A 17,333-nucleotide genomic window follows, 5' to 3' on the forward strand; every position below is an offset into this window, starting at 1 on the left:
GAGGCTTGGACGAGGTATGACCCGCGTCCAGGCCTCAAATGTGTAAACGATGTCCCCGGTTTCAGATGTAAACGATGTCTACGGTTCTACACCCCTCCCACATTGGAATGCATTCCCGTCCATTTCCGTGCATCCCTGATTGCAATCGCGCCTCAAAACCCCGGTGCTAAATTCGTACAACGCTGCTACGTTTAATCCTGGAGTGCAGGAACGTCATGACGTCGACATTTTTTCGTCATCACGGCACTTTAGGCTGGCTGTGCAGGTCATTTATCTGCAGCCGCTTTTAATTCAAAACAAGGAGCCCACCATGGACGAATACCAGGAAGAACTGCTGGAGTACCAGGCCTTTGAACTGGATCCTCTGGATCCGGCCGATGACGCCACCGAGCTATAAGACCGACTTCAGGCGGAATGCCGCTGACTGCGGCGAAATTCCCCTGGGGTCTGGTTGTTCCATCGCCTGAACGCCCGTTGAAACGCCTGGGCCGAGGCAAAACCGAGCAAGTACGCGATTTCGCCGAATGCCAGTTCCGTATCGCGAATGTAGGTCATGGCCAGGTCGCGGCGGGTATCGTTGAGAATCGCGCGAAACTGTGTGCCTTCTTCGGCCAGTTTGCGGCGCAGTGTCCAGGTCGGCAGCTTCAAGCGCGCCGCCACTTCTTCCAGGTCGGGTTCCCGGCCGCCATTGAGCATCGGCCCGAGCAAGCGGGTAATGCGCTCGCGCAGGCTGCGGGTGCGGGTCAACTGCTCCAGTTCCCGTTCACACAGTTGCAGCAACAGGTGCCAGGTACTCGGACAATGCTGCGGGTTGCGCAGGGCCAGGGTTTGCTGGCTCAGGCGCAGTTGATTGGCGTCGGCGCCGAACTGGATCGGGCCATCGCCCAGCAGCGCGTACTGTTCGCTGTAGTCCGGCGCTGCAAATTCGATTTCAATCCGTTGCGCCTGTACCGTTTGCTGGGCCAGGCTCGAGAGTTGCTGCAGCCAGCCGGCGATGATCGAGTCCACCACGAAGCGGTTGTAGGCGTTATAGGGGCTGATGGAATAGAACCGCAGCCAGGCGCCTTCGGCGTCCTCGTGGAAACTCGATTGCCCGCGATAGTTGGAGCCGTACAGCGCCTCGAAGCGGGTCAGGGTGCGCGCTGCCTCGCGCACATTGGGCGCCTGGGCGGCGGTGACCCCGGCCAACCCGGCCTGGCTCAGGCGGCTGAGCTGGCCCATGCGCAGGCCCAGGCCGGGGTCGCCGGTGAGTTGGATGGCCCCATGGCCCAGGCGCATATAACGCGGGATCGACAAGCGTGCACCCGCTTCGGCGAGGCGCGCGGGGTCGAGGCCGTATTGCAGCAGCAGCGGTTGCGGGTCGAGGCCGTGGCTGTGGATCGCGTCGGCCAGGGTGTGCACGAAGCCCACCGACAAATCACCCAGGCGCACCGGCTTCACGGGGCTACAGCCAGATATTCAGCAGGCGCGCGCCACGGGCGTCGCCGTCGGCGCTGATCTGCCCGTTGCTGCTGAGAAAACTGTGCCCGGCCGTGCCCAGGTCCCAGAACTGCCCACGCAGGAATACGCTCATGCCCGCGGTTGCCTGGCTGACGGGTTGTTGGCTGATCAGGGTGAGGCGTCGCCAGGCCTCACCTTCGCTGAGCTCTTCAGGCTTGAGGCTGATTTCCGGTGGCGTGGACACGCTCTTGAAGCCGCGCCATGGTCGATCCCAGGTATCGCGACCCAGCACAAAGGCCGGCACCGCAATCAATTGCGCACCTTGCTCGTTGAGCTTGCGATAGTTGTCCGGGTACCAGCTGTCACTGCCGACCAACACGCCGAGGCGCCCGGCCGGGGTGTCGACCACGCTGACGATGTTTTCGTCACCGGGTTCGATAAAGCCGCGTTCATCGTAGATCGGATAAAGCTGGCGCTGGGGATCGCCGAGGGGTAAGCCGTCCGCCGCGAACACCACGCTGGCGTTGTACAAGGCGCCATGGCCGACCTGCAGTTGGCCCTGGCTGACGCTGGGGTTGGGCAGGGCGATGGAGCCGGCCACCAGCGTGACGCCAAACTCCTTGGCCAGGCCGCCGAACAGCACCTGGTAGTCCCGCGCCATGCCGGAGGCTTTCATACGCAGGTAGGCGTCATCGGTGCGGTTATCGCCGGTTGCGCTGATCCAGGCACGGGCAAACAGCAGCGGGTTGCTGACCGATAGCCAGTTCATCGCATCCTTCACGTGCAGCGCCTGGTACACCTCATTTTTTTCACCGGTCAACATCAGCCAGGTACCGATATGTTCAGGCAGCACTACGATGGTTTTTTCGTTGATCAACCCCTGGTCCCGGGCCTTTTGCAGATAGGCCGCGAGCTTCAGGTGCAGGCGTTCCAGGCTCTGGTAATCGGCGGGAAACAGCTCCGGCTGGATGCCCAGCAAGTTGCCGCGATCGGCGGGCAGGCCTTCGTTGACGGCGAGGGTGATGCGCAGGTCCGACAGGTAATGCGCCACAGGGCGCTCCTGGGTCCAGACCAGATACGCGGCGACGGCGGCAACCAGGGCCATGGAGACGGTAAAAGCGAGAAGTTTACGCATGGGGCAACAGACAACAGACCGGGTGCAGGGTTCGCGACTAGGGTAGGGCCCCTGCAACGGCTTGCCAAGGGGCGCTGTGCATTTGGATCAATAACTTGTCAGTTTCAGTCATTGAGCCGTCGTCCACCGCCTCTTAGTCTGTGGGACATAAACCGATGAGGTGCCATTCGAGCCCCTCACGTCCCGTGATGATCCGTTGTGGAGCTGTACCATGACCGCTGCTGCCTACCCGCACCTGCTGGCCCCGTTGGACCTGGGTTTTACCACCTTGCGCAACCGCACCCTGATGGGCTCGATGCACACGGGCCTGGAAGAAAAGCCCGGTGGTTTCGAACGCATGGCGGCCTACTTTGCCGAGCGCGCCCGTGGCGGCGTGGGCCTGATGGTCACTGGCGGCATTGGCCCGAATGATGAAGGCGGGGTGTATTCCGGCGCGGCCAAGCTCACCACCGAAGAGGAAGCGCAGAAGCACAGGATCGTCACACAGGCCGTGCATGAGGCGGGCGGCAAGATCTGCATGCAGATCCTCCACGCCGGCCGTTACGCCTACAGCCCAAAACAGGTGGCGCCGAGTGCGATCCAGGCGCCGATCAACCCGTTCAAGCCCAAGGAGCTGGACGAGGAAGGCATCGAGAAGCAGATCCAGGATTTCGTCACCTGCTCGCTGCTGGCCCAGGTCGCCGAGTACGACGGCGTGGAAATCATGGGTTCCGAAGGTTACTTCATCAACCAGTTCCTCGCCGCCCACACCAACCATCGCACCGACCGTTGGGGCGGTAGCTACGAAAACCGTATGCGCCTGGCGGTGGAGATCGTGCGCCGGGTGCGCGAAGCCGTTGGCCCGAACTTCATCATTATCTTCCGCCTGTCGATGCTCGACCTGGTGGAAGGCGGCAGCACCTGGGAAGAAATCGTGCAGTTGGCCAAGGCCATCGAGCAGGCCGGCGCGACCATCATCAACACTGGTATCGGCTGGCACGAAGCGCGTATCCCGACCATCGCCACCAAAGTACCCCGTGGCGCGTTCAGCAAAGTCACGGCCAAATTGCGCGGTGCGGTGCAGATCCCGCTGATCACCACCAACCGCATCAACACACCGGAGATTGCCGAGCAGATCCTCGCCGAAGGCGATGCCGACATGGTCTCGATGGCGCGGCCGTTCCTCGCCGACCCCGAGTTCGTCAACAAGGCCGCCGCCGGCCGCGCCGATGAAATCAACACCTGCATCGGCTGCAACCAGGCCTGCCTGGACCACACCTTTGGCGGCAAGTTGACCACCTGCCTGGTCAACCCACGCGCGTGCTACGAGACCGAACTCAACTACCTGCCGGTCAAGCAGATCAAGAAAATCGCCGTGGTCGGCGCCGGCCCCGCAGGCCTGGCCGCCGCGACCGTGGCGGCTGAGCGTGGCCACCAGGTGACCTTGTTCGATTCGGCCAGTGAGATCGGCGGCCAATTCAATATCGCCAAGCGCGTACCGGGCAAGGAAGAGTTTTTCGAGACCCTGCGCTACTTCAATCGCAAGTTGCAGACCACCCACGTCGAGCTGTGTCTCAACACCCGGGTCGACACCGCGCAGCTGGTGGCGGGCGGTTACGACGAGATCATCCTGGCCACGGGCATTGCGCCACGCACGCCGGCGATTGCGGGGATTGAAAACCCCAAGGTGCTGAGCTACCTGGACGTGATCCTCGAGCGCAAGCCGGTGGGCAAGCGCGTCGCGGTGATCGGCGCCGGCGGCATTGGTTTTGACGTGTCGGAATTCCTTGTGCACCAGGGCGTGTCCACCAGCCTCGACCGCGAAGCGTTCTGGAAGGAATGGGGCATCGACACCCAGTTGCAAGCCCGTGGCGGCGTGGCCGGGATCAAGCCTCAGCCCCATGCCCCGGCCCGTGACGTGTTCCTGTTGCAACGCAAGGCTTCCAAGGTCGGCGACGGCCTGGGCAAGACCACCGGCTGGATCCACCGTACCGGCTTGAAGAACAAGCGCGTGCAGATGCTTAACAGCGTCGAGTACCTGAAGATCGACGATGACGGCCTGCATATCCGCATCGGCTCCGAGGGTGAGCCGCAGCTGCTGGCCGTGGACAATATCGTCATCTGCGCCGGGCAAGACCCGCTGCGCGAACTGCAGGACGGCCTGGTCGCCGCCGGGCAGAACGTGCACCTGATCGGCGGCGCCGATGTGGCGGCCGAGCTGGATGCCAAGCGCGCGATCAACCAAGGCTCGCGCCTCGCCGCCGAGCTGTAAGACGACGCAAGGGGCGGTGTTAGACTACCGCCCCTTTTTCCATGCAGATGCCGCCCGATGGGTCCCTTTGACTGGCTTCCCCACACGCCCCTTGAAGCCATGCGGCTCGATTGGTTGAACGGCGTCGAACTGGCCGTGCTGCGCCTGGACCGCATCGACCCGCTGATCAGCGGCAACAAGTGGTTCAAGCTCACCAAACATCTGGCCCAGGCACGACAGGCCGGTGCCAGCGGCGTCATCAGCCTTGGCGGGGCGTACTCCAACCATCTTCACGCGCTGGCAGCGGCGGGCAAGCGTTTTGGTTTCGCCACTGTCGGCCTGCTGCGTGGCCATCCCCAGGACACCCCCACCGTCCTCGACCTGAAAGCCTGCGGCATGCACCTGCATTGGCTGGGCTACGGCGGTTATCGCGCGCGCCATGAGCCGGGTTTCTGGCTGCCGTGGCGCGAGCGCTATCCCGATCTTTACCCCGTGCCCGAAGGCGGAGGCGGGATGGCCGGGGCATTGGGTTGCGGGGTCTTGGTCGAGCAGGCACGCCGGCAATTGAGCACCGTGGGCTGGGCCGATTACGACGCCTGGTGGCTGGCGGCGGGCACCGGTACGACGTTGGCGGGGTTGGCGCTGGCGGAGGCGGGCGCGCATCCGGTGTATGGCGCAATGGCGGTACCGGATGATCATGGCGTGGCGCAGAACGTGAGTGCCCTCGTGCAGGGCGGTTATGAATTGCTGGACGCCAGCCGGGGTGGCTTTGGGAAGGTTGATCCGCTATTGCTCGAGTTTATCGAGAGCACTGAACAGGCCTGCGGTGTACCGCTGGAGCCGCTCTATACCGGCAAGGCGTTGCTGGCGTTGAAGCAGCAGATCGAGGCCGGGCGTTTCGTGCCCGGCACTCGCCTGATCTTCGTGCATACCGGTGGCTTGCAGGGCCGCCGAGGGTTTACAGCCTAGCGCGCTTACCCGGCATCATCCGCAACGCCGTGTTATCACGCATCACATAATGATGAAAGATCCCCGCCAACGCATGCAGGCCGATCAGCCAGTAACCGATCTTGCCGAACAGCACATGCCAGCCCTCGATCTGCTTGGCCAGCGCCTTGTTTTCAGCAATCAGCGGCGGCAACTCGATCCCATAGAACATCACCGAATGCCCCTCGGCACTGACGATCAGCCAACCGGCAATCGGCATGCCGATCATCAAGGCGTACAGCGCGAAGTGCATCAGCGTGGCCAGCAGGCTTTGCCATTGTGGCGGGGCGGGGACGATCTTGGGTGCAACCCCCAGGCTGCGCGCGAACAGGCGCAGCCACACCAGCACAAACACGGTGAGGCCGAACATGAAGTGCATCTCGACGATCAACGTCCGTGCACCGCTGCCTTTGGGGAACTGGCCGCGTAACTCAATGCAGGCGTAGACCACCGCCAGCAGCACCACCATCAACCAGTGCAGCGCAATCGACATGGTGCTGTAGCGCGTATCGGAATTTTTCCACGGCATCGCTGGGTTCCTCACTCATCAGGGCGAACCTTCGTTCTTTGGCGACGAAGTCCTTTTACTGTAAGCCTGTTTTGCGCGGTTTGCCCGACGCGATGCCGTTGTCTTGACCTCTATCAGTCGCTTTGCGGCATTTCACCGCGGGCCAGGCGCTGGTTGATGTCGGCGATGACGGCCGGCAGGTCGGTAATGGTGTCGATCAGGTAATGGGGGCGCGAGCCTTCGAACATCGCTTCGATACGCGTGCGTTCGCTGGCCAACGTGGCACTGTCGAGGGCGCGAAACTGCGCGTAGGTCAGGCCCAGGGCATTGCCGGAGCAGGTCAGGGCCACGGTCCACATCCCGGCGCGGCGGCCTTCGAGGATGCCTGGCACGGTGTCGTCGACCTTGACGCACGCCGCCACATCGTCGATGCCCAGGGCGATCACGTTGGCGAGTGCCTGGGCTGGCCATGGGCGGCCGTTGGGCACTTCGTCGGTGGCGACCACGTGGTCGGCGACGTAGCCGTTGGTGGCGGCCAGGGCGACCACTTTGTCCATGACTTGCTTGGGATAGCCCGAGCAGGAGCCGATTTTGATACCTTGCCCGCGCAGCTGGCCGATGGTGTCGAGGGCACCGGGGATCAGCGCCGAGTGCTCGGCGATTTTCTCGATCTGCAACGGCATGAAGCGCTGGTAGATGGCGGTCACGTCGTCATCGGTGGGCGTGCGGCCGAATGCCTGGCGGTAGCGCTCGGCGACTTGCGGCTGGTCGCACAAAGTGCGGATATGGTCCCACTTGCCCATGCCCATCGGGCCACGGGCTTCTTCGATGGAAACCTGCACATCGAATTCGGCGAAGGCCTCGACAAAAATCTGCGTGGGGGCGAAAGAGCCGAAGTCGACCACGGTGCCGGCCCAGTCGAGGATGACGGCCTGGAGGGTGTTGGGGTTTTGATAGTTCATGGTTCAGATCCTGTGGGTAAGGGGCAATCAGATGTCCGACACTTCCATTTCTTCCAGCACCTCGGCGATCGCCTTGACCGCTGCGCGCATCCCTTGCGTATCGACATGGCCGATGCAGCCCACGCGGAACGTCTCCACCTGGGTCAATTTGCCGGGGTACAGAATGAAACCCTTGGCCTTGACCCGTTCGTAGAAATCCTTGAACTGGTAGCGCGGGTCTGTCGGGGCATGAAAGGTCACGATGATCGGGGCCTGGATCGCCGCGGGCAGGAAGCTGCGCAGGCCCAGTGCGGCCATGCCGTCGAGCAAGGCCTGGCAGTTGTCGGCATAGCGTCGGTGGCGCGCGGGCAGGCCGCCTTCTTCCTGGTATTGCAGCAGCGCTTCGTGCAGGGCGGCGACCACATGGGTCGGCGGGGTAAAGCGCCATTGACCGGTCTTGGCCATGTAGCTGTGCTGGTCGAACAGGTCCATCGCCAGGGAATGGCAGTTGCCCTGGGCGGCGGCCAGCGTCTGTTTGTTCGCGAAGACGAAGCCCATGCCCGGCACGCCTTCCAGGCACTTGCCGGAGGCGGCGATCAGTGCGTCGAACGGCACCTCGCGGGCATCGATCGGCAGGGCGCCGAAGGAGCTCATGGCGTCGATGATCAGGCGCTTGCCGTGGTGTTTGACGACCTCGGCGATCTGCGGCAGCGGGTTGAGGATGCCGGTGCTGGTTTCGCAATGGATCAACGCAACGTGGGTGATGGCGCTGTCTGCCGCCAGCAGGCGGTCCACATCGGCGGCGGTAGCAGGCTCGTCCTCGGCGGTTTCAAAGGTGCTGAAATCACGGCCGAGCACTTCGCAGATCCTGGCCAGGCGCTTGCCGTAGGCGCCGTTGATCAGCACCAGCACCTTGCCGTCACGCGGTACCAGGGTGCCGATGGCCGCCTCGACCGCAAAGGTGCCGCTGCCTTGCAACGGCACGCAATGGTGGCTGCCTTCGCCGTAGAGGATCGCCAGCAATTGTTCGCAGACGCTGGCGGTGAGTTGGTTGAAGCGGTCATCCCATGAACCCCAGTCCACCATCATGGCCTGGCGGGTGCGGTTCGATGTGGTCAGGGGGCCCGGGGTCAGCAGGATCGGTGCGGCAGTGGTCATCTCAAGTCCTCGCAAGGCATCGGGGTTGAAGCTACGGCGCCTAAATTGCAGTTTGGCTTGTCATCAATCAAATTGTTTGTTGTTATGCGAGCTATCAGTGAGGCCGATAACCATGAACCTGTTCCAACTGCGCGCGTTCGACGCCGTGGCCCGTGAGGGCAGTTTTACCCGTGCTGCCGCGCGGCTGTTCATCAGCCAGCCGGCGGTGACCGGGCATATCAAGGCCTTGGAGGAGCACTACCAGATTCCGTTGCTGCGCCGCACCGCGCGGCGGGTGGAGTTGACCGAAGAGGGCGCGCGGCTGGCGGCGATCACACGGGCGATCTTTGGCCTGGTGGACGAAGCCCAGACCATGCTGGAGGCCAACCGCCAACTGCTGAGCGGGCGCCTGGAAGTCGCGGCGGACGGCCCGCACCTGGTGATGCCGATGATTGCCAGCCTGCGCGCGCGCTACCCCGGGATTACCGTCAACCTGCGCCTGGGCAATGCCCAGGAAACCCTGGCCGCGCTGTTGTCCGAACATGCCGATGTGGCGGTACTCACCGAAGTGGAGCCGCGCAATGGCCTGCACCTGCAACCGTTGAGTGAGTCGCGGCTGTGCGCATTGGTGCCGGCCAGCCATGCGTGGGCGCAGCAACCCGAGGGTATCCGCCTTGAGCAACTCAATGATGTGATCATGGTGCTGCGCGAGCCCAGCTCGATCACCCGGCGTACCTTCGATGACGCCTGCATGGCCGCGAATGTGCAGCCCAAGGTGTTGCTGGAACTGGACAGCCGCGAGGCGGTGACCGAAGCCGTCGCCGCTGAGTTGGGGGTGGGCGTGGTCTCGTCCATGGAAGTCAGCCCCGACCCACGGGTGCAGGCGGTGCCGATTGAGGGCGAGGGGCTGGTCAACCGGCACCTGCTCGGTTGCATGGAGCGGCGCCGCTCGTTGCGCCTGATTCAGGCGGTTTTCGAGTTGGCGCCCTGAGGGTTTTTGGTGGAACGATGCGTTCTTGCGCTATAAACTCTGCCCCCAAAGCGCCGGCCAGTAGACGTTTCGGCGCGATGTATAGAAGAGAGTGAGTCATGGGCGCACAGTGGAAAGTCAAACATAAAGAAGCGGCATCCAATGCCAAGGGCAAGATCTTCGGCAAGCTGGTGAAAGAAATCACCATCGCCGCCCGCAACGGTGCCGACACCGCGACCAACGCCCACCTGCGTCTGGTGGTGGAACAGGCCAAAAAGGCCTCGATGCCCAAGGAAACCCTGGAACGCGCGATCAAGAAGGGCGCCGGTCTGCTCGGTGAAACCGTGCAATACCACCGCGTGACCTACGAAGGGTTCGCCCCGCACCAGGTGCCGTTGATCGTCGAGTGTGTGACCGACAACATCAACCGCACCGTGGCGGAAATCCGCGTGGCGTTCCGCAAGGGGCAGCTGGGTGCTTCCGGCTCCGTGGCCTGGGATTTCAACCATGTCGGCCTGATCGAAGCCTCGCCGGACACCCCGGATGCCGATGCGGAAATGGCCGCGATCGAAGCCGGTGCGCAGGACTTTGAAGACGGCGAAGAAGAAGGCACCACCCTGTTCATCACCGAGACCACTGACCTGGACGCCGTGCAAAAAGCCCTGCCGGAACAGGGGTTCACCGTGCTGTCGGCCAAGCTGGGCTACATCTCGAAGAACCCGGTGAGTGGTTTGACCGATGAGCAGATGGCTGAAGTCGAAGCCTTCCTCGAAGGTTTGGACAACCATGATGATGTGCAGGACATGTTCGTCGGCCTGGCGGGCTGATTTATCAACTGAAGAAACGCGATCCAAATGTGGGAGGGGGCCAGTCGAGTCGTCGCACCGCCCCTCCCACATTTGTTTAGTGGTGTTGGATGGATTGCAGCATGGCGTTGATTTCTTCGAAGCTCGGCCGTGCCAACACGTCGGGCTGGCAACAGCTTTTCTGCAACGCTACCAGCGCCTCGTCAATCAACCCCGCTTCAACCCGCTCCAGCAACTCCCCCAGCAGCACCCCGAACGCGCGCACTTCAATACGTTGCAAGGCTCGTGTTTCCAACGTGTCTGCCTTGGCATGGAACGACGCCGCGCCAAAGTCCCCGAGCAAACAATCGCCCGCTTCATTCCACAGGATATTGTGCCCGTACAGGTCGCCATGGGTGATGCCGTGCCGGTGCAGATGCGCCGCCACGGAGGCGATGCCCCGGGCCATGCGCAAGGCTGTGTCGAGGCTGAAGCGGGTGGCGGGGTCGTAGACGTCGCGGGTGCAGGAGGCCAGGCTCGGCAGGGCGGCGAGGTTGCGGTAGCTCGGGTCGATCAGGTCCATGACCAATGCGGCCTGGTCCTCGGGGGCACCCACCACGCGGCCTTGCACCTTGATCAGGTTAGGGTGCAACCCGGCGGCGATGCAGGCCTGCATTTCGTGCAGCGGCGAGCCGTCGCTGGTGATCGTGCCTTTGTACAGCTTGACGGCGACGGGCTTGGCCATGGGTGTCCACAGGGCCTTGCGAATCACCCCCGAGGCACCTTCGCCCAGCACCTCGGCCAGTTCCAGTTCCGTCCAGGGAATAGCCGCTGTCGCGTCGTCCACCGCCACATCCACGGCCATTTCCACCGGGTTGCCCGCATAGGCCAGCCACGTCAGGCTCGGCAGGGTCAACATCCACTCGGGCAGGCGCGTGAGGCGGTTGGAGGCAATGCGGATCAGCTCCAGATTGCTACAGTTGGCCAGGCTCTGCGGCAACTGCGTCAGTTGGTTCCCGGCGAGCATCAGTTTCTGCAGCAGCGGCCGCTCGCCCAACTCGCTGGGTAACTGGCTGATGCGGTTGTCGGTGAGGATCAGCCAGCGCAGCAACGGCGGCAGCGCGGCGGCGGGCACGTGGCTGATCTGGTTGGCCTTGAAGCCGATCATGCTCAATTTGGCGCACCGGCCCAGGCATTCCGGCAGTTCGGTAAAGGCGTTGTCCGAGCAGAACAGCACGCGCAGGTGCGGCAGGCGGTGCAGGTCGTCGGGTAGGCGGCTCAGGGCATTGCCGCTGAGGTTGAGGATTTCCAGGGAGTCGGCCAGCCCGAAGATTTCCTCAGGAAATTCGGTGAGCCCGCAGGACAGGTCCAGGCGCGTAATGCCGGCCAAGTGGCCGGCCTTGAGTTGGGCGAGGGTATTCATGAACGGCGCGGTCACTCGGCAAGGGGGCGTAAAAGGCGCTCATGATACCGGGTCGCACGCCCGTTGCGGGTCGGCCTGTTGCAATTGGTTCAGGCGGCTGGCGGTGCGCGCCAGGTCGATGGCCTGGCCGCTCATGGCCTGTGCCAGCGGTTGTTCGCCGATCAGGATCAGGTGCTTGTCCTTGTCGTAAAGCACGTCCACCAGGTTGATAAAACGTTGCTGCACGGCGATCGGGCAGTCTGCCAGGCGGGGCAGTCCGTCGATGACCCAGTGATCGAACGCCTCGCACAGCAACAGGTAGTCCATCACCGCCGTCAGCTGTTCGCACAGGTCGTTGAAGGTGAATACGATGGTGCGTGCATGATGCTGGCGGCAGATCAATGTGCGGTTGCCCACCGTCAGCGTCTGCGTCGGGCCGCCGCTGACAGGCAGGCCGAGCGCCGCACGCTGGGCCTGCGTGCCAGGCCACAGGTAACAGCCGGTGGTAAAGCGCTGCACGGCATGGGCCTGGGGCAGGCTGCGAAAGTCCTCGGGCGAACTGACTTCCAGCACGTCCATACGCGCGGCAATCAAGTCGATCACCGGCTTGAAACGCTCGTGGTACAGCGGGTTGGGCAACAGCCCTTCGGGTGGATAGTTGGAGGTGACCAGCACCCACACGCCACGCTGGAACAGGGCCTTGAACAGCCGGGTAATCAGCATGGCATCGCCGATGTCGTGCACGTGGAACTCGTCGAAACAGAGCACACGGCAGCCGTCGAGCAGTTCGTCCAGGGTCATGGCCAAGGCATCGTCCGTCGCCTGGTGCGTGAACATACCGCGGTGCAGTCGGGCGAAAAACTCATGGAAATGCACCCGTTGTTTCTCGGCGATGGGCAGCGCCTGGAAGAAACCGTCCAGCAGCCAGCTTTTGCCGCGCCCCACCGGGCCGTGCAGGTACAGGCTGCGGGTCGGCTGGCTGGCGAGCAGGTGCCGGGTCTGGCGCGCCATCGCGGTGATGGCCTGGGCTTGACCAGCACTGAGGGTGTAACCCTGTTGCCGGGCTTTGTCCTGAAAGAACGTCTGGATGGGCGTGTCGTCCAGTGTGTCGGTTTTTTTACCGAGCAAACGACGGATAAGGGGGAGCACGGCCAATGCGAGTCACTCTGTAGTGCGGTGGTCGCTTACTTTAGGGCGCCGATGGCGATTTGACCAATCTAGAACGGCTGCAGGGGTGGCGTCGGCTGGCCGGCCGGGCTGACCACCGCATAGTTGTAGCCGCCGCCGGACCAGTATTGCGCTTGCAGTCCATCCGCCGTGCGCTCGCCACGGGGCAGGAAACCGTTGTCCGGGCCCGGTGGGCGGATGTAGAAGCTGATGCGCCGACCTTGTGCGTCCTGGTACAGCACCATGGCGGCGGCGCCTTGATCGGTGGTGAGCAGTCGTCCGCTGACGGGCGTGAAGCCCGCCTGGCTCAAGTCCGGCAGGCGATGGGCTTGATTGAAGTAGCGGTCGAGCCACGCCTGCATCGTGCCGCGGTCCTGGCCGTTGTAGTCGGCGGGCATGATGCCCTCCTGGGCAAACAGGCGGAACGCTTGCATCGCATCGGCCATCGGCAGCAGCGGCGGTTGCGTGGCTTCACGGGCCTGCCAGCCGCCGAGGCCACCGAGGCTGACGGCCATCAGCAGCACTGCGGCGGTGGCAAAGCGGCGGCGCGTCTGGTGCTTGAGGCGCTGGCGAATCAGTGCCGGGTCCAGCGCCGGGTTGGCCGGTTGTTGCAGGGCGCCGCTCAAGGACGCGCGCAGCAATTGCGCGTCCTGCTGCCACGCCTGCACTTGGGCCGCGACCTCGGGGTGGGCGGCCAGGTAGGTTTCGAGCACACGGCGATCACTGTCCAGGAGTTGGTGATCGACGTAGGCATGCAGGTCGCGTTCGCTGGGGGGCAGGCTGATCATTTGAGTATCCGCAGGGAAGGGCTGGCGATGTCGCCATCGCTGAGTTGACGCAACGCTTGGCGCGCCCGGGACAGGCGCGACATCACGGTGCCGATCGGCACCTCGAGTATTTGCGCGACTTCCTTGTAGCTCAAGCCCTCCACCGACACCCACAACAGCAGTGCGCGTTGTTCGGTGTTGAGTTGGTCGAAGGCTTGCAGGGTCGCCTGGGCGATGACGGTGCGCTCCACCGACGGCTGCGCGTCATCGCGGCCGGTAAAGAATTCCAGCATGCGTGCATAGCGCCGGGTGCGGCGGTGGGCATCGAGGAACTGCCGGTAGAGGATCGAGAACAGCCAGGCGCGCAGGTCGCCCTCGATGCGCTTGTCGGCCCAACGGGTGATCGCCCGCTCCAGGGTCGCCTGCACCAGGTCGTCGGCACTGCTGGCGTTACGGGTCAGGGACACAGCGAAACGCCGCAGCCTGGGGATGAGTTCACGTAACGGTTCGTCGAGTTCATGCATGGGTGTCTGGCTGGTCACTACGCTGGGACTAGAGAGACGTCCGGCGTGAACGGTTATTCCCGGCCGTGGAAAATAAATCCAGGGCCTGGGAATAGAGCGGATCGGCGTTCGTCTTAATGCTCCGACCTTATGGTTACCCCCAAAGGCCTTCAGGCCCTGGAGTCTGTTCATGGTAGATCACTCATCACCGCCACGTCCCCCGTTAAGCACGGCGAGCCTGATCGCACGACTCGCGGGAATTGGCGCCGTGGTTGCGGTTATGGCCGGGGCATTTGCCTACGTCAACGGCAGCCTCGACCCACAACGCCTGCGTCCGAAAACCCTGGTCAATGCCCTGGAAACCAACAACGGCGTGCACCCGGGATTCCGGCGTAACCATGCCAAGGGCGTGTGCGTGGCCGGGTATTTCGAAAGCAGTGCCGAGGCGCGTGCCTACTCCCGCGCCCAGGTGTTCAGCGCGGCCAGGACCCCATTGATCGGCCGCTTCGCCCTGCCCAGCGGCAACCCCTATGCGCCGGATAGCAGTGTGCCGATCCGCAGCTTTGCCGTGCAGTTCAGTCTGGCTAATGGCCAGCAATGGCGCACCGGCATGAACAGCATGCCGGTGTTCCCGGTGGGCACGCCCGAGGCGTTCTACCAGATGCTCAAGGCCGGCGCGCCGGACCCGGCCACCGGCAAACCGAACCCGGCGAATATGTCGGCGTTTTTTGCCGCACACCCTGAGGCGGTGCCATTCCTGGCGTGGGTCAAGACGGCCAGGCCATCGGCCAGTTATGCGACCGAAACCTATAACGGTATCAACGCGTTTTACCTGGTGAGTGCCGAGGGCAAGCGCCAGGCCGTGCGCTGGGGCGTAGTGCCCCAGATTCAGGATGCAGCGGGGGAGACCGCACCAGCGGGCGCCGACTTTCTGGAGAAAGACCTGGTGCAACGCCTGGCCTCAGGGCCGTTGCGTTGGCAATTGAACATGACCCTGGCCAACCCCGGCGACCCGCTGGATGATGCGAGCAAACCCTGGAGCGGTGAGCACAAGGTGCTGAATGCCGGCACCCTGGTGCTGCAAAGCAGCCAGCCCCAGGCCGACGGCGATTGTCGCGACATTAATTTCGATCCGTTGATTTTGCCCAGCGGCATCGAAGCCTCCAATGATCCGTTGCTGGCTGCACGTTCGGCGGCGTATGCCAGTTCGTACCTGCGCCGTGCCGGTGAAGTCAGCCCCTTGCACAGTGCCCCAGCGGAGTCGAAGCCATGAATGCCCAACCACGGTTTTTTGCGCCCCTGGCGCGCCTGCTGCACTGGTTGATGGCGCTGATGGTCATCGCCATGTTGTTTATCGGCGCAGGCCTGGCGGCGTCAGTGTCGGAGCGGCATGAGTGGTTGATCCACCTGCACAAGCCGCTGGGGATCGCGATCCTGGTGCTGGTGATCGTGCGCCTGGCGGTGCGCTTCTCCACCCGCCAGCCGCCGTTGCCGTCTGACTTGCCGCTGTGGCAGGTGCTGGCAGCCAAGGTGTCCCATCTGGTCTTGTATGGGTTGATGCTGGTGTTGCCGCTGCTGGGCTGGGCGATGATTTCGGCGGCGGGCGACCCGGTGATGCTCAGCAGTTCGGTGCAGTTGCCGGCGCTGGTGGCGGCGGATGCACCGCTGTTTGCGCTATTGCGCAAGGCCCATGGGTATCTGGCCTACCTGCTGTTCCTGACGGTACTGCTGCACCTGGCGGCGGCGCTGTTCCATGGGTTGATTCGGCGCGATGGTGTGCTGCAGAGCATGACCGGCACCAAGGACTGATGCCGGGGGCCAGGGGCGTTAGCGCAGGACCGTGACGATATCGGCCACGCTGCTCAAGACGTCCTTGGCCAGCTGTTTGGAGCGTTCGCCTGACCAACCTGTTTTCGGATTGGGGGCGTCGTCGTTGTCCTTGAACGGCATTTCCAGGGTCAGGGACAGGCAGTCGTACTGCTCGCCGACGGCATTGCAGGCCAGGGTCATATTGGCTTCGCCCGGCAAGTCGCGGGTGTAGCCGTGGGTGGTTTGGAAGTCACGGGTCAGCGAACTCAAATGGCTGCGGAAGCGTTTTTCCAGCGCTTCGATACGCGGGGTGTAGCCGGGGTTGCCTTCGCAGGCAGCGGTAAACACGTAGGGGATTTCTTCGTCGCCGTGGATGTCGAGGAACAGGTCGACACCGTATTGCTGCATTTGCTGTTGCACGAACAGGACTTCCGGGCTGATCTCCTGGCTGGCGCTTTGCCAGGCGCGATTGAGGTCCTGGCCCATGGCGTTGGTGCGCAGGTGACCGTGGAAGGCGCCGTCGGGGTTCATGTTCGGCACCAGGTACAGGTCGGCAACGGCCAGGAGCTTTTTCATCTCGGCATCGCCATCCTGTTGCAGGCGTTCGATGATGCCCTCCATGAACCATTCGGCCATGTGCTCGCCGGGGTGCTGCTGGGCAATGATCCAGACATTGCGCCGGCCTTCGCCGCCTTTGCCACGTCGCAACAGTTGGATATCGCGGCCCTCGACACTTTTGCCGGTGGCCAGCAGTTGGGTGCCGGCGTACTTCAGGGCCTGGTCGATCAGCCAGTCGTGGCGTTCGCGGCTGTAGGGCTCGAAGTAGGCCAACCAGGCATGTTTCTCACGGGTTTCGAGGCTGATGTGCAGGATCTCGCCGTCGAAGCGGGTAGGGACTCGGAACCAGTTGACGTGATCATAAGACGCGACAGCGTTGTAGCCGCTCCAGGCGTGCTTATACGAAGAACCACCGGCGTTGCTCAGGCGAAAATTATGGGTGTGACCCACGTGCATGCCTTCGGCTTTGAAGTGGAACCATTGGTAATGGTGGCTGCGGGTATCGGGCTGGATGGCCAGCAGCAACTGGTAGGCGTCGCTGGCGTCGAGCACCTGGATATTGCCACTGTCGAAGTCGGTGCTGATCTTGATGGAGGTCAAGGCCACGGTCATAGTCTGGTTGCCTGAATATGAGTGTTGTGGCGGCTATATTACACAGGAGTCTGGTAAAGCCTGGATGCAAAATTGTTGCGGGGGAGGGGGGCGTCGTCCGTGACGCCGCCGCAGCTTAGAATCTATGAGATTGATTCTCAAGCGCTATTTCGCAGAGATGTGCGCTGGAGCACTGGACTGGCTTTCTTTTGGCGATGGTCTTTTGCTACCATGCGCGCCATCAAGCAACACACAGTCTTCATTAGCCTGAAGCCATGCCAGGGAAACTGGCAAAAAAAAGACCCGGCCAAAGAGCCGGGTCAAAAACCGTGATTAGCCTGATGAGGAGATATTCCAAGAGTCCGACCTAAGGTCCCTTGGTCTATCGACTGATCTCGCGATC

General features: G+C 63.0%; 17 protein-coding genes. 7 read left to right on the forward strand and 10 right to left on the reverse strand.

The genetic code is table 11. From position 1 onward, the window contains the following. Positions 1-139: 139 nt before the first annotated feature. Positions 140-397, forward strand: a complete 258-nt coding sequence (locus tag C8K58_RS32185) for a hypothetical protein (RefSeq protein WP_133822091.1) — start codon at positions 140-142, stop codon at positions 395-397. A gap of 8 nt (positions 398-405) precedes the next feature. Here the strand turns inward: C8K58_RS32185 and C8K58_RS00005 are convergent, their stop codons facing one another. After that, entirely contained in the window at positions 406-1,440 is a 1,035-nt protein-coding gene (locus tag C8K58_RS00005) for an AraC family transcriptional regulator (protein WP_027606250.1), read from the reverse strand. A gap of 4 nt (positions 1,441-1,444) precedes the next feature. Then, on the reverse strand, positions 1,445-2,575 hold the full coding sequence (locus C8K58_RS00010; protein WP_027606251.1) for a carbon-nitrogen hydrolase family protein: 1,131 nt from the start codon (positions 2,573-2,575) through the stop codon (positions 1,445-1,447). 211 nt (positions 2,576-2,786) lie between these two features. Here C8K58_RS00010 and C8K58_RS00015 point away from each other — a divergent pair, with 211 nt between their 5' ends. Then, the gene (locus tag C8K58_RS00015; protein ID WP_027606252.1) at positions 2,787-4,826 is read left to right on the forward strand and encodes an NADPH-dependent 2,4-dienoyl-CoA reductase; all 2,040 of its coding nucleotides are present in this window, start codon (positions 2,787-2,789) and stop codon (positions 4,824-4,826) included. A 57-nt stretch (positions 4,827-4,883) separates the two neighbouring features. After that, complete coding sequence (locus C8K58_RS00020) at positions 4,884-5,774, forward strand: 1-aminocyclopropane-1-carboxylate deaminase/D-cysteine desulfhydrase (RefSeq protein ID WP_027606253.1); 891 nt, start codon at positions 4,884-4,886, stop codon at positions 5,772-5,774. Here C8K58_RS00020 and C8K58_RS00025 read toward each other — a convergent pair. The 3 genes from C8K58_RS00025 to C8K58_RS00035 all read right to left on the reverse strand — a co-directional run bounded on the left by C8K58_RS00025 (position 5,764) and on the right by C8K58_RS00035 (position 8,399). Next, on the reverse strand, positions 5,764-6,321 hold the full coding sequence (locus tag C8K58_RS00025; RefSeq protein ID WP_092357678.1) for a cytochrome b: 558 nt from the start codon (positions 6,319-6,321) through the stop codon (positions 5,764-5,766). The genes C8K58_RS00020 and C8K58_RS00025 overlap by 11 nt on opposite strands. Before the next feature lie 113 nt (positions 6,322-6,434). Then, complete coding sequence (gene phnX, locus C8K58_RS00030) at positions 6,435-7,262, reverse strand: phosphonoacetaldehyde hydrolase (protein WP_108572642.1); 828 nt, start codon at positions 7,260-7,262, stop codon at positions 6,435-6,437. A 27-nt stretch (positions 7,263-7,289) separates the two neighbouring features. Next, positions 7,290-8,399, reverse strand: a complete 1,110-nt coding sequence (locus C8K58_RS00035) for a 2-aminoethylphosphonate--pyruvate transaminase (RefSeq protein WP_108572644.1) — start codon at positions 8,397-8,399, stop codon at positions 7,290-7,292. Positions 8,400-8,511: 112 nt separating this feature from the next. Here C8K58_RS00035 and C8K58_RS00040 point away from each other — a divergent pair, with 112 nt between their 5' ends. Both C8K58_RS00040 and C8K58_RS00045 read left to right on the forward strand, forming a co-directional pair. Continuing rightward, the gene (locus tag C8K58_RS00040; protein WP_027606257.1) at positions 8,512-9,369 is read left to right on the forward strand and encodes a LysR substrate-binding domain-containing protein; all 858 of its coding nucleotides are present in this window, start codon (positions 8,512-8,514) and stop codon (positions 9,367-9,369) included. Positions 9,370-9,467: 98 nt separating this feature from the next. Continuing rightward, a complete protein-coding gene (locus C8K58_RS00045) occupies positions 9,468-10,175 on the forward strand; it encodes a YebC/PmpR family DNA-binding transcriptional regulator (RefSeq protein WP_027606258.1) in 708 nt (235 codons plus the stop codon). Positions 10,176-10,251: 76 nt separating this feature from the next. Here C8K58_RS00045 and C8K58_RS00050 read toward each other — a convergent pair whose 3' ends face one another. The 4 genes from C8K58_RS00050 to C8K58_RS00065 all read right to left on the reverse strand — a co-directional run bounded on the left by C8K58_RS00050 (position 10,252) and on the right by C8K58_RS00065 (position 13,993). Then, complete coding sequence (locus C8K58_RS00050) at positions 10,252-11,556, reverse strand: protein kinase (protein ID WP_108573301.1); 1,305 nt, start codon at positions 11,554-11,556, stop codon at positions 10,252-10,254. 39 nt (positions 11,557-11,595) lie between these two features. After that, positions 11,596-12,690, reverse strand: coding sequence for a cell division protein ZapE (zapE, locus tag C8K58_RS00055; protein WP_092357670.1), 1,095 nt, complete (start codon positions 12,688-12,690; stop codon positions 11,596-11,598). 62 nt (positions 12,691-12,752) lie between these two features. Beyond that, entirely contained in the window at positions 12,753-13,490 is a 738-nt protein-coding gene (locus C8K58_RS00060) for an anti-sigma factor (RefSeq protein ID WP_098479148.1), read from the reverse strand. Beyond that, the gene (locus C8K58_RS00065) at positions 13,487-13,993 is read right to left on the reverse strand and encodes an RNA polymerase sigma factor (protein WP_027606262.1); all 507 of its coding nucleotides are present in this window, start codon (positions 13,991-13,993) and stop codon (positions 13,487-13,489) included. The genes C8K58_RS00060 and C8K58_RS00065 overlap by 4 nt, the downstream gene beginning before the upstream one ends. Positions 13,994-14,162: 169 nt before the next feature. Here C8K58_RS00065 and C8K58_RS00070 point away from each other — a divergent pair, with 169 nt between their 5' ends. Both C8K58_RS00070 and C8K58_RS00075 read left to right on the forward strand, forming a co-directional pair. Beyond that, entirely contained in the window at positions 14,163-15,245 is a 1,083-nt protein-coding gene (locus C8K58_RS00070) for a catalase family peroxidase (protein ID WP_108572646.1), read from the forward strand. After that, positions 15,242-15,781, forward strand: coding sequence for a cytochrome b (locus C8K58_RS00075; protein WP_027606264.1), 540 nt, complete (start codon positions 15,242-15,244; stop codon positions 15,779-15,781). Before C8K58_RS00070 ends, C8K58_RS00075 begins: the two co-directional genes overlap by 4 nt. Before the next feature lie 18 nt (positions 15,782-15,799). Here C8K58_RS00075 and C8K58_RS00080 read toward each other — a convergent pair whose 3' ends face one another. Continuing rightward, positions 15,800-16,951 (reverse strand): M14-type cytosolic carboxypeptidase, encoded by a 1,152-nt coding sequence (locus tag C8K58_RS00080; protein WP_027606265.1) that lies wholly within the window; start codon positions 16,949-16,951, stop codon positions 15,800-15,802. Between the last annotated feature and the right edge of the window lie 382 nt (positions 16,952-17,333).

It is taken from the genome of Pseudomonas sp. GV047, from assembly GCF_003058245.1.
Lineage (GTDB): Bacteria > Pseudomonadota > Gammaproteobacteria > Pseudomonadales > Pseudomonadaceae > Aquipseudomonas > Aquipseudomonas marginalis.

Coding starts and splice junctions, on each gene's coding strand:
- C8K58_RS00080 (WP_027606265.1), bottom strand. CDS start 16,951: ATGACCGTGGCCTTGACCTCCATCAAGATCAGCACCGACTTCGACAGT.
- C8K58_RS00035 (WP_108572644.1), bottom strand. CDS start 8,399: ATGACCACTGCCGCACCGATCCTGCTGACCCCGGGCCCCCTGACCACA.
- C8K58_RS00060 (WP_098479148.1), bottom strand. CDS start 13,490: ATGATCAGCCTGCCCCCCAGCGAACGCGACCTGCATGCCTACGTCGAT.
- C8K58_RS00015 (WP_027606252.1), top strand. CDS start 2,787: ATGACCGCTGCTGCCTACCCGCACCTGCTGGCCCCGTTGGACCTGGGT.
- C8K58_RS00070 (WP_108572646.1), top strand. CDS start 14,163: ATGGTAGATCACTCATCACCGCCACGTCCCCCGTTAAGCACGGCGAGC.
- C8K58_RS00025 (WP_092357678.1), bottom strand. CDS start 6,321: ATGCCGTGGAAAAATTCCGATACGCGCTACAGCACCATGTCGATTGCG.
- C8K58_RS00065 (WP_027606262.1), bottom strand. CDS start 13,993: ATGCATGAACTCGACGAACCGTTACGTGAACTCATCCCCAGGCTGCGG.
- C8K58_RS00075 (WP_027606264.1), top strand. CDS start 15,242: ATGAATGCCCAACCACGGTTTTTTGCGCCCCTGGCGCGCCTGCTGCAC.
- C8K58_RS00050 (WP_108573301.1), bottom strand. CDS start 11,556: ATGAATACCCTCGCCCAACTCAAGGCCGGCCACTTGGCCGGCATTACG.
- C8K58_RS00045 (WP_027606258.1), top strand. CDS start 9,468: ATGGGCGCACAGTGGAAAGTCAAACATAAAGAAGCGGCATCCAATGCC.
- C8K58_RS00020 (WP_027606253.1), top strand. CDS start 4,884: ATGGGTCCCTTTGACTGGCTTCCCCACACGCCCCTTGAAGCCATGCGG.
- phnX (WP_108572642.1), bottom strand. CDS start 7,262: ATGAACTATCAAAACCCCAACACCCTCCAGGCCGTCATCCTCGACTGG.
- C8K58_RS00010 (WP_027606251.1), bottom strand. CDS start 2,575: ATGCGTAAACTTCTCGCTTTTACCGTCTCCATGGCCCTGGTTGCCGCC.
- C8K58_RS00040 (WP_027606257.1), top strand. CDS start 8,512: ATGAACCTGTTCCAACTGCGCGCGTTCGACGCCGTGGCCCGTGAGGGC.